9 protein-coding genes are annotated in these 11,459 nt (G+C 68.8%); 4 read left to right on the top strand and 5 right to left on the bottom strand.

Annotated features, from left to right (window positions below; translation table 11 throughout):
* The first annotated feature begins 19 nt into the window (after positions 1-19).
* The 4 genes from JUB11_RS09285 (at position 20) to JUB11_RS09270 (ending at position 4,499) form a co-directional block, all read left to right on the top strand.
* Positions 20-1,183, top strand: a complete 1,164-nt coding sequence (locus JUB11_RS09285) for a M20 aminoacylase family protein (RefSeq protein ID WP_207458235.1) — start codon at positions 20-22, stop codon at positions 1,181-1,183.
* A 31-nt stretch (positions 1,184-1,214) separates the two neighbouring features.
* The gene (locus tag JUB11_RS09280) at positions 1,215-2,363 is read left to right on the top strand and encodes a M20/M25/M40 family metallo-hydrolase (protein WP_207458234.1); all 1,149 of its coding nucleotides are present in this window, start codon (positions 1,215-1,217) and stop codon (positions 2,361-2,363) included.
* A 254-nt stretch (positions 2,364-2,617) separates the two neighbouring features.
* On the top strand, positions 2,618-3,775 hold the full coding sequence (locus tag JUB11_RS09275; protein ID WP_207458233.1) for a hypothetical protein: 1,158 nt from the start codon (positions 2,618-2,620) through the stop codon (positions 3,773-3,775).
* 67 nt (positions 3,776-3,842) lie between these two features.
* The gene (locus JUB11_RS09270; RefSeq protein ID WP_207458232.1) at positions 3,843-4,499 is read left to right on the top strand and encodes a hemolysin III family protein; all 657 of its coding nucleotides are present in this window, start codon (positions 3,843-3,845) and stop codon (positions 4,497-4,499) included.
* A 30-nt stretch (positions 4,500-4,529) separates the two neighbouring features.
* Here JUB11_RS09270 and JUB11_RS09265 read toward each other — a convergent pair whose 3' ends face one another.
* The 5 genes from JUB11_RS09265 to JUB11_RS32690 form a co-directional block, all read right to left on the bottom strand.
* Complete coding sequence (locus JUB11_RS09265; RefSeq protein WP_207458231.1) at positions 4,530-4,808, bottom strand: DUF5985 family protein; 279 nt, start codon at positions 4,806-4,808, stop codon at positions 4,530-4,532.
* Positions 4,808-5,077: a DUF5985 family protein gene (locus JUB11_RS09260; protein ID WP_207458230.1), complete on the bottom strand. Its 270-nt coding sequence runs from the start codon at positions 5,075-5,077 to the stop codon at positions 4,808-4,810. Before JUB11_RS09260 ends, JUB11_RS09265 begins: the two co-directional genes overlap by 1 nt.
* 1 nt (position 5,078) lies before the next feature.
* Positions 5,079-5,426, bottom strand: coding sequence for a hypothetical protein (locus JUB11_RS09255; protein ID WP_247886946.1), 348 nt, complete (start codon positions 5,424-5,426; stop codon positions 5,079-5,081).
* Between the two features lie 134 nt (positions 5,427-5,560).
* Entirely contained in the window at positions 5,561-7,672 is a 2,112-nt protein-coding gene (locus tag JUB11_RS09250; RefSeq protein ID WP_207458228.1) for a response regulator, read from the bottom strand.
* A 46-nt stretch (positions 7,673-7,718) separates the two neighbouring features.
* Positions 7,719-11,459: response regulator (locus JUB11_RS32690; RefSeq protein ID WP_247886945.1), on the bottom strand; the 3,741-nt coding region annotated here is incomplete at its 5' end.

Genomic DNA, 11,459 nt, shown 5'->3' with positions numbered 1-11,459 from the left:
CATCGAAAAGGACATCATCATGCCGGTCATTTCACGCATCGAGGCTTTCTCCGGCGAATTGGCGGACATCAGGCACGACCTTCATGCCCATCCCGAGATCGGGTTCGAGGAGGAGCGCACCTCGGGCATCGTCGCGGAAAAGCTGGCGGGCTGGGGCATCGAGGTCCATCGCGGGATCGGGCGCACCGGGGTCGTCGGGGTGCTGAAGGGAAAGCGGGATGGCGCCAGGACCGTGGGCCTGCGGGCGGACATGGACGCCCTGCCCATGGACGAGCTGACCAATCTGCCCTACCGCTCGACCAAGCCCGGCCGCTTCCACGGCTGCGGCCATGACGGCCACACGACCATGCTGCTGGGGGCGGCGCGCTATCTCGCCGAGACGCGGGACTTCGCGGGCACCGCGCTCTTCATCTTCCAGCCGGCGGAGGAAGGGCTGGGCGGCGCGCGCGCGATGCTCGCCGACAAGCTGTTCGAGCGTTTCCCCTGCGCCGAGGTCTATGGCCTGCACAATTCGCCCGATCTGGACGCCGGGCAGATCGCCGTCTTCCCCGGCAAGGCGATGGCCGGCGCCAGCTTCTTCGACATCAGGATCACCGGCCGGGGCAGCCACGGCGCGATGCCGCACGCCTCGCGCGATCCGATCGTCGCCGCGACGGCGTTGGCCCAGGCTCTGCAAAGCGTGGTCAGCCGCAACGCCGACCCGCTGAAGGCGGCGGTCCTGTCGATCACCCAGATCCATTCCGGTTCGGCCTACAACGTCATCCCGGAAGAAGCCACGCTGGCCGGGACGATCCGCTTCTTCGACGACGCGGTCGGCGAGCTGGTCCGCGCGCGCCTGCGCACCATCGCCGCGGGCATCGCCGAAAGCTTCGAGGTGCGCGTCGAGGTGGACATCCGCGACATCTTCTCGGTCCTGGAGAATCACCCCGCGGAAACCGCGGCCATGGCCGACGCGGCGCGCGAGATCGTCGGCGACGCGAACGTGCTCACGGACCCGCGCCCCACCATGGGCAGCGAGGATTTTGCCGACATGCTGCACGCCGTGCCGGGTGCTTATTGCTGGGTCGGCCATGCCGGAACGGTCGCCCTGCACAACCCCTCGTTCGTCCTCGACGACGGCATCCTGCCGGTCGGCGCCAGCCTGCTGGCGCGCGTCGTCGAACGCCGTCTCCAGGCGGCCTGAGCCTCCGAAGCCCGAAGGGAGTTGACAGGACATGAGCATTTCCGTGAACGCGCTGACGCCCGATGTGGATGCGATGCTCGCCGGACTCCGGCGCTGGGTCGAGTGCGAGAGCCCGACCTTCGACCGGGCGGCGGTGAACCGGATGATGACTCTCGCCTCCGAGGACTTGGCGGCCATGGGCGCCTCGGTGGAGAGGGTGGAGGGACCGGCCGGCCTCGGCGACTGCATCAGGGCGTCCTTTCCGCACCCGCGCGCCGGTGAGCCCGGCATCCTCGTCATGGCGCATCTGGACACGGTGCATCCCATCGGCACGCTGGAAAAGCTGCCCTTCCGCATCGACGGCGGGCGCTGCTACGGTCCGGGCATCCTCGACATGAAGGGGGGCACCTTCGCCGCGCTGCACGCGGTGACCCTGCTGCGCGAGGCCGGAATCGAAACCGCGCTGCCGGTTCATGTGCTCCTGACCTCGGACGAGGAGATCGGCAGCCCGGGGACACGGGAGCTGATCGTCGCGGAGGCGCAGCGCCACAAATACATCCTGGTGCCGGAGCCCGCCATCGACGGAACGGGCGTGGTGACCGGCCGCTACGCCATCGCCCGCTTCAACCTGACGGCCCATGGCCGCCCGAGCCACGCTGGTGCCGCGCTCAAGGCGGGACGCTCGGCGATCCGGGAGATGGCCCGCCAGATCCTCGTCATCGAGGACATGACGAACGACGACTGCACCTTCAGCGTCGGCGTCGTCCAGGGCGGCCAGTGGGTGAACTGTGTCTCGACCGAGTGCCGCGCCGAGGCGCTGAGCATGGCGAAGCGGCAGGCCGACCTCGACCAGGGCGTGACCCGCATCATGGAGCTGACGCGGCGGGACGCGGATGGAACCGGCTTCACGGTCGAGCGGGGCGTCGTCCGCCCGGTCTGGGAGCCGGACGAGGGGACCATGGCTCTCTATGGGCTGGCCAGGACCGTCGCCGCCGAACTCGGCTTCGACCTCACGCATGGCAGCGCCGGGGGCGGTTCCGACGGTAACTTCACCGGTGCGCGGGGGATTCCGACGCTCGACGGGCTCGGACTGACCGGCGACGGCTATCACACGCTGAACGAGCACATCGAGATCGCCAGCCTCGCCCAGCGCGCGCGTCTTGTGGCCGGCCTGCTGGCCCGTCTGGGAACAGCCAACTGAAGGAAAGCCGGCGGTCACGGTCCATGACCGCCGGCATCATGGAACTTCCGGAATCCATGGTCCCGTCCGTGGAAGCGCGGAAAATTCCATCGGCCCGACAGGCGAGGTTCCGAAGGAGTGGGCAGGGCGCTGGCGGATGGCCCGCATGCTCCCGCCCCGCCCGGAAGAGTGCGGGGCGCCCCACCATTGGTCCGTGGACGGTTGGGGCACCTGCGTGTTTGCCTGCTATCCCCTATGTCTGGAGATAGCCACCCATGTCAGCGAACGATCCGGGACACCCGATCCGGTCCGACGAGCGCTCATTTTCGGAGTCCCTGAAGTCCAACCGGCCGACGCAGATCCTGGCGGCGGTGTCCGCCATCGCGATCATCGCGGCGGTCTGGGGCTGGTCGGCGGCGGGCAGCCGCGGTCAGGAGCGGGACGCGGCGCGGCAGCAGGCCGCGACCTTGGAACAGCAGTTGGGCACCGCCAACCAGACGAACCAGACCCTGACGGCGGACTTGACCGGCACGCGGGCGGAGGCCGACACGGCCAAGCGCGGCCTCGCCGAACTCCAGGCCAGCGCCGGCGAGCGCTCGGCCGTCCAGGCGGACATCGAGCGGCTACGGGGCGAACTCGACCAGGGCCGCGCCGAGCTGACCGGCCTCCAGGGTCAGCGCGAGACGATCAACGCGGAACTCCAGCAGGCCCAGCAGAGGTGGGCGGATCTCCAGAGCCAGATCCAGCAGGGCGACGAACGGCAGCAGCAGCTCCAGGCGGCGCTGACCGACCTGGAGCAGCGCCGGGCCGAGGCCCAGTCCCAGACCGAGGACCTGCGCAACCAGCAATCCACCCTCGCCGGCCAGGCCAAGGAGGTCACTGACCTTCTCGCCCAGCGCTCGACCGAGCTGGAGCAGGTCCAGGCCCGGCTGGGCGAGCTTCGCCAGCAAGAGGCCGCGGCGCAGGAGGCCCTGACGACGGCCCAGCAGAAGGCCCAGGAGACGACGGCCCAGGTCGCGGCGGGCGAGCGCCGGCTGGCGGAGCTGCAGACGGCGGCCACCCAGGCGACGCAGAATCTCAGCCAGATCACGGCGGACATCGCCGCGCAGTCCAAGGTGCTGACCGAGACGCGCGACAACTCGGCGAACGCGGCCCAGCAGATCGAGCAGATGACCCAGACCCGGACGACGCTCCAGGACCAGGTGAACGAGCTGCAGCGCCAGCTCGCGACCCTGCGGGAGGAAACCACGCGCCAGCAGGGCGTCCTCCAGCAGAGCGGCAACCTGCAATCCCAGATCGAGCAGCTGAACCAGGAGATCACCCGCCTCCAGAGCGAGCGGACCAACCTCCAGTCCTCCGGCTCCTCGGCCGGCGGCGGTGGGGAGCCGGCGAACCGCCCGACCGAGGGGCAGTCAAACGGCACGGGCCAGTAACGGAGCACCGCCGGGGAAGGCGGAGGGGTTGGACAGCGGGGGCACGGCGCCTTACACTGCCGGCCCCATGCAAAACACCGGCAGCGCCGCCTTCCCTGTCTACACGCCCGGCGAACGCCGCGCCGACGCGGCCGTCCATGCCCTGGGCCTGTTCGCCGGGCTGGGCGGGGGCGTCTGGCTCCTGTCGAGCCGCGCCGGGCTGCCCGCCGCCGAATGGCTGGCGCTCGGTGCCTATCTCGGGGGCCTCGGCGGGATGCTGCTGGCGTCCGCCGCCTACAACACGGCCCGTGACGGGCGGCTCAAGGAGATCCTGCGGCGCCTCGACCACGCGATGATCTACGCGATGATCGCCGGCAGCTACACCCCCTTCGCCGTCCGCCACATGCAGCGCGGCGGCGGGGACGGGACGGCGCTGGGTGCCGCCTGGTCCATCGCGCTCCTCGGCATCGTGTTGAAGCTCTGCTTTCCGCGGCGGTTCGAGCGGGCGGGGACCGCGCTCTATCTCGGGCTCGGCTGGGGCGTTCTGTTCCTGGAACCGGGCCTGTGGCCGACGATCCCCACTGCCTCGCTCGTGCTGCTGGTCGCGGGCGGCCTTCTCTACACGGCGGGGACGGCGGTCCACCTCATGGACCGGGTCCGCTACCACAACGCGGTGTGGCACGGCTTCGTGCTGGCCGCCGCCGGCTGCCATTTCGCGGCCATCGCGCTGGACAGCGTTCCCTGATCCCGGTGCCTGTGCCTCCTTGATACCCCCTCAGGCCCGCCGGGGCCGGCCGTAGTTCTTGCGCAGGATGCCGACGATGATCAGTACGAAGGCGAGGAAGCGCAGCAGGTAGATCCAGCTCTGCTCCTCGCGGATGATGCCGGCCAGTGCCAGGATGCCCTGCGTCAGCGCCAGCAGCCAGAAGGCGCAGGCGAAGTTCACGAACAGCCCGTCGCGTGTCCGGCGCCAGAAGCGGAAGAAGAACAGCCCGGCGATGACATAGGCCATCGTGATCAGGCCGGCGATGTAGGTGTAGGCCGTAGCGCTCATCAGTCCGCGTCCCAGATGAAACCGTAGAGGAGGATGCCCAGCCCGCCCAGCGCCGACAGGTGGCGTAGCGGAAGCAGGTCGACGGTCGTCGGCAGCAGCACGACATCGACGAAGAGCAGCAGGTTGTTGATCGACAGGCCGATGAAGCAGAGCATGCTCCACAGCAGCAGCCGCGACCGCGACCGGAAATAGCTGCGGGCCAGCAGCGCCATGCACAGGAAGCTCGACGCGAAGCAGAGCAGATAGACCGAAGACTTCAATAGGCTCATGTCAGTCTTTTCCTCGGAAGAGAAAAGAGTCCGCGAATATCTGCACCTTGCTGTCGGGCGAGGAGAAGATCAGTTTCATGACGGCCGAGGGCTTCTGGGCGTAGGCCGTCTCGATCTCGCCCGCCCACTGGTCGAGCAGGGCGGCGGCCGGGCGGTAACGGAAGGCGCCGTCCGCCTCCTGGGCCACGAGGCCGGCCTGCTGGAAATGGCCCAGCGCCTCCTGCACCACGACCGTGCTGCTGCGCATCTCCTGGATGAGGTCGTCAGAACTCCAGGCCCGGCCCGGGTCGCGCTTCATCAGCAGCAGAAGCTCAAGCGACCAGATGGACTTGATCGAACTTCGAAGCAAATTGAGTGCATCTTCCGAAATCACCATACCTTACCAAAACCGTTTCCAATGAACATGCAGGATGAAAGGCGTGTCCGGCCGGGCGCGCGGCCGACGGTGCCCCGGCTCCGCCGGGGGATTGGAGCCGCGGCGCCTCAGGCCTCGACGGGCGGGGGGGTGGCGAGGTCCAGCGTGCGGCGGAGCGCACGCGCCAGCTCGTGGTCGCGGTAGGGCTTCAGCAGCATCTCGATGGAGGACAGGTCCGCCCCGTCGCCGGCTCCGCCCGTTGCCGGTCCCCCGTTCGCGTAGCCGGACGCGAAGAGGACGCGCAGGTGCGGCTGGAGCCGCACGGCCTCGCGCGCGAGGTCGCGTCCGTCCATGCCGCCGGGCATGACGATGTCGCTGAACAGCAGGTCGACGCGGGGGGCCGTCCGGATCACCGTCAACGCGTCCGGCCCGGTCGCCGCCTCCAGCGTCCGGTAGCCGAGTTCGTGGAGCGTCTGAACGGTGACGCGGCGCACGTCGTGGTCGTCGTCCACCACCAGCACGGTTTCGCCCGAGCCGCGCAGCGCCGTCAGCGGATCGCCCTCTCCGGCCGGCGGCGGGGCGGCCGGCGCCTCGGCCGCGCGCGGAAGGTACAGATGGAAGCTGGTCCCGCTGCCGACCGCGCTGTCGATCCGCACCAGCCCGCCCGTCTGCTTGAGGAAGCCGTAGATCATGGACAGGCCGAGGCCGGTGCCCTTGCCCGTCTCCTTGGTGGTGAAGAAGGGCTCGAAGGCGCGCTCCAGCACCTCCGGCGCCATGCCGCAGCCGTTGTCGGCCACGCTCAGCACCACGTAATCGCCCGGCCCGGCGGTCATGCCGTGGCTGGTCAGCGGCTCCTCCAGCCGGATGTTGGCGGTGCGGATGGCGAGCGTCCCGCCGCGCGGCATGGCGTCGCGTGCGTTGATGACGAGGTTGAGCAGGACGGATTCGGCCTGCGACCGGTCCACCAGCGCCGGCCAGCTCTCGGCGGCGCAGTCCGTGCGCACCTCGACGTTCCCGCCGAGCGTCCGTTCGAACAGCTCGCCCATGCCCAGCACCAGCGCGTTCAGGTTTACCGGTTCCGGGTGCAGGTTCTGGCGCCGCGCGAAGGTCAGCAGCCGCCGCGTCAGGTCGGAGCAGCGCAGCGCCGCCTGCAAGGCCATGTCGGCGCGCCGCGACGCCGTCTTCGGGTCGGGCGCCTTGCCGTCGCGCAGGGACTGGAGCAGCCGCTCCAGGCTGCCGATCACCACCATCAGCATGTTGTTGAAGTCGTGCGCGATGCCGCCGGTGAGCTGACCCACCACCTCCATCTTTTGCGCCTGGAGGAGCTGTTCCTGCATCATCCGCGTCTCGGTGACGTCCAGGATGGTGCCGAACAGCTCGCGCGCCGTCCCGTCCTCGCCGGGGATGGCGACGGCCTGGTCCAGCAGGTGGCGGTAGCTGCCGTCGGCGCAGCGCCAGCGGTATTCGGTGGTGCAGGATCCCGCCTCGGGCAGCGCTGCCATCTGGGCCAGCACGCGCGCGCGGTCGTCAGGGTGCAACCCTTCCTCCCACAGCATGGTGCCGTCCACGAAGCGCTCCGGCGGGTAGCCGAACAGCGCCTCGACATTGCCCGACAGGAAGCGGAAGGGCTGGCCCGGCGTCAGGTCGGCCGTGTAGAGCGCGATGGGCAACGAGCGCAGGATCAGCGCCTGCCGCTCCTCCGCCTGGCGCAGCGCGCGCTCGGCCTGGAGCTTCTCCAGGTTGACCCGGTAATTCTCGGCCAGGAGCTGCTGCTTGGCTTCGGCCTGGCGCTTGATCTCCTCGGTCTTGCGGTACAGCTCGACGAAGACGGCGACCTTGCAGGTCAGCACCTGCGGGTCCACCGGCTTGAACATGTAGTCCACCGCGCCGGCGGAATAGCCGCGGAAGACCTGGAACTGGTCCTTGTTGATGGCGGTCAGGAAGATGATGGGGATGTGCCGGCACTTCTCGCGCTTGCGGATCATCTCCGCCAGCTCATAGCCGTCCATCCCCGGCATGTGCACGTCCAGCAGGATCAGCGCGAAGTCCCGCGACAGCAGATGCTTCAGCGCCTCGTCGCCGGAGGAGGCGAGCACGAGGTTCGCTCCCAGCCCGGCCAGGGTCTCCCGCACGGCCATCAGGTTCCGGGCGTCGTCGTCAACCACCAGGATGTTGACGTCGGGTGGCGGCGCGCCGTCCCAGAGGCCGCCGAGCGGACCGGCCGGCGCGGGTGAGTACATGCCCATCTCTTGATCCTTCCCGCCTCGCGTCGGCACCCGTGCGCCCTTACGCCCGTTCCAGAAGCGGCAGCGGCCGCCCGCCGCCGGCCGGGCGCCCGGTCCAGGCCGCGGCCCAGATGCGCAGCAGCGACAGCAGATGGTCGATGTCCACGGGCTTGGCGAGATAGTCGGTCGCACCCGCCTCCATGCATTTCTCCCGGTCGCCCTTCATCGCCTTGGCGGTGACGGCGATCATGGGAAGGCTGCGGAACTCCTCCATACCGCGGATCTCCCGCATGGTCTGGTAGCCGTCCATCTCCGGCATCATGATGTCCACCAGCACCACGTCGATCCCCGCCCGTTCCTTCAGCAGGGCGATGCCGGCCCGGCCGCTCTCCGCGTGCAGCACCTGCACCCCGTGCGCCTCCATGACGCTGGCGAGCGAGAAGATATTGCGGATGTCGTCGTCGATCACCAGCACGGTCCGGCCGGCCAGGGCCGGCTCCCGCTGGCGCAGGTCGAGCAGCGCGCGGCGCTTCTCGTCCGGCAGCCGCTCCACCGGGCGGTGCAGATAGAGTGCCGTCTCGTCCAGCAGGGCCGCCGGCGTGAAGGCCGCCTTCACCACCGCCGTCTCCGACAGCCGGGTCAGCCGCTCCTCGAACTCCGCCCCCATGCCGTTGGGCGCGTAGACGACGGTGGGCGTCCAGCCGGTGCCGTCCTGCGTCCGGATCCAGTCGAGGAGGTCGAGGTCCGCCGCGTTGGACGCCGAGGCGTCGAGGACGAGGCAGTCGAAGGACTCTTCCTTCATGGCCGCCATGGCCTCTTCCGGCGTGGACACCGTCTTCGCCTCCACGTCGCCGCTGCCGATCAGCGCCGCGATGCCGCCGGGCTCGCCCGCGTCCCGCTCCACGACCAGCAGCTTGCGGTAGGGCTGCTCGACGAAGCCCTTCAGCCGGTCGAGCGCGGAGAACACCGCGTCGCGGTCCACCGGCTTCTCGTTGTAGGCCAGCGCCCCCATGGCGAGGCCGCGGCGGCGGTCGTCCTTGGCGGAGATGACATGCACGGGGATGTGACGGATCTGCGGGTCGCGCTTGAGCATGTCCAGCAGGGTCCAGCCGTCCATGTCCGGCAGCCCGATGTCGAGCAGCACGGCGTCCGGGCGGTACTTGCGCACCAGCCCGACGGTCGCGCCGCCGCTCGGCGAGATGATCGTCTTGAAGCCGCGCTCGCGCGCCAGGTCGATCAGGATCGAGGCGAACTTGGCGTCGTCCTCGACGATCATCACCACCGGGTCGCCGGGCCGGATCTTCTCGCGGTCGTCGGTCGCGGAATGGAGCTGGAGCAGGGCCAGCCCCTCCTCCGAGCCCGAGGCGACGATCGGCCGGGTGCCGGCGTCCTCCAGCCGCGGCGCCTGCAGCGTGGGCACCGCCTGGCCGGCGAGATCGAAGCTCAGCGGCACGTAGAGCGTGAAGGTGCTGCCCTTGCCGGGCGTGCTCTCCACCCGGATCTCACCGCCGAGCAGGCGGGCGATCTCGCGGCTGATCGACAGGCCGAGGCCCGTGCCGCCGTATTTGCGGCTGGTGGTGCCGTCGGCCTGCTGGAAGGCCTCGAAGATGATCTGCTGCTTCTCGTCCGGGATGCCGATGCCGGTGTCCGTGACCGAGAAGGCCAGTATGTGGTCGGCGGCGTTCAGGACGGGGTGGCTGCCCTTCCACCGGTCGTCCGCGGCCTCCACGCGGAAGGTGATGCCGCCGGTCTCCGTGAACTTGAAGGCGTTGGACAGCAGGTTGTTCAGAACCTGCTCCAGCCGCTTCTCGTCCGTCTGGATGGACGAGGGCAGGCGGTTGTCCAGCTCGATGGCGAAGGCCAGCTTCTTCTCCTGCGCGATCTGGGAGAAGGTCCGCTCCACATGGGTGCGCAGGTCGTTCAGCACGACGTTGCCGATCTCCAGCGTCACGGTGCCGGATTCGATCTTCGACAGGTCGAGGATGTCGTTGATGAGGCCCAGCAAATCGGCGCCGGCGGCGTAGATGGTGCGGGCGAACTCCACCTGCTTGTCGCTGAGGTTGCTGTTCGGGTTGTCGGCCAGCAGGCGCGACAGGATCAGCAGGCTGTTCAGCGGCGTGCGCAGCTCGTGGCTCATGTTGGCGAGGAACTGCGACTTGTACTTGGAGGTCAGGGAGAGCTGTTCGGCCTTCTCCTCCAGCGCGGCCTTGGCCAGCACGACCTCGCGGTTCTTGCGCTCGACCTCGACGTTCTGCTGCTCCAGCTCCTGCGCCTTTTCCTCCAGCGCCTCGTTGGTCTGGCGCAGCTTCTCCTGCTGGGCCTTCAGCAGCTCCTCCGACTGGCGGAGCGAGGCGGCCTGCTGCTCCAGCCGGTCGTTGGTGGTCTTGAGCTCCTCCTGCTGGCTCTGCAGCTCGGTGGTGAGGCGCTGCGACTGCTTCAGCAGCCCTTCCGTGCGCATGTTGGCGGCGATCGTGTTCAGCACGATGCCGATGGACTCGGTCAGCTGCTCGAGGAAGGACTGGTGGGTCTCGCTGAAGCGGCTGAAGGAGGCCAGCTCGATCACCGCCTTCACCTCGTCCTCGAACAGGACGGGCAGCACGATGATGTTCATCGGCGGCGCCTCGCCCAGGCCGGAGCTGATGCTGACGTAATCCTTGGGCACGTTGGTCAGCAGGATGCGCTTCTTCTCGTAGGCGCACTGGCCGACGAGGCCCTCCTTCAGCGCGAAGCGGTTGGAGAGGTTCTTGCGCTCCTTGAGCGCGTAGCTGGCGACGAGGTCCAGCAGAGTCTCGTCCCGGTCGCGCTGGGCGACGTAGAAGACGCCGTGCTGCGCGTTCACCAGCGGGGCGATCTCCGACAGGATCATGTTGGAGACGGTGACCAGGTCGCGCTCGCCCTGCAGCATGCGGGTGAACTTCGCGAGGTTGGTCTTCAGCCAGTCCTGCTCCGCGTTCTTCAGCGTCGTGTCGCGAAGATTGCGGATCATCTCGTTGATGTTGTCCTTCAGCGCCGCGACCTCGCCCATCGCCTCGACGGTGATGGAGCGGGTCAGGTCGCCCTTCGTCACGGCGGTCGCCACCTCGGCGATGGCGCGGACCTGGGTGGTCAGGTTCGCGGCGAGCTGGTTGACGTTCTCCGTCAGGTCCTTCCAGAGGCCGGCGGCACCCGGCACGCGGGCCTGACCGCCCAGCTTTCCTTCCGAACCCACCTCGCGCGCCACGTTGGTCACCTGGTCGGCGAAGGTGGCGAGCGTCTCGATCATGCCGTTGATGGTGTTGGCGAGTGCCGCGATCTCGCCCTTGGCGTCCACCGCCAGCTTCTGCTTCAGGTCGCCGTTGGCCACCGCGGTCACGACGTTGGCGATGCCGCGCACCTGGCCGGTCAGGTTGGCGGCCATCATGTTGACGTTGTCGGTCAGGTCCTTCCAGGTGCCGGCGACTCCCTTCACCTCGGCCTGTCCGCCCAGCTTTCCTTCCGAACCCACCTCGCGGGCGACGCGGGTGACTTCGGACGCGAAGCTGTTCAGCTGGTCCACCATGGTGTTGATGGTGTCCTTCAGCTCCAGGATCTCGCCGCGGACGTCCACCGTGATCTTCTTGGACAGGTCGCCCTTCGCGACGGCGGTCGTCACTTCCGCGATGTTACGCACCTGGCCGGTCAGGTTGGCGGCCATCATGTTGACGTTGTCGGTCAGGTCCTTCCAGGTGCCGGCAACCCCCTTCACCTGCGCCTGTCCGCCCAGCTTGCCCTCGATGCCGACCTCGCGGGCGACGCGCGTGACTTCCGATGCGAAGCTGTTGAG

It is taken from the genome of Azospirillum sp. SYSU D00513 (assembly GCF_017356015.1).
Classification (GTDB): Bacteria; Pseudomonadota; Alphaproteobacteria; order Azospirillales; family Azospirillaceae; genus Azospirillum.
Note: the sequence above shows the minus strand (reverse complement) of the source record. Positions and strands in the feature narration are given on the sequence as shown.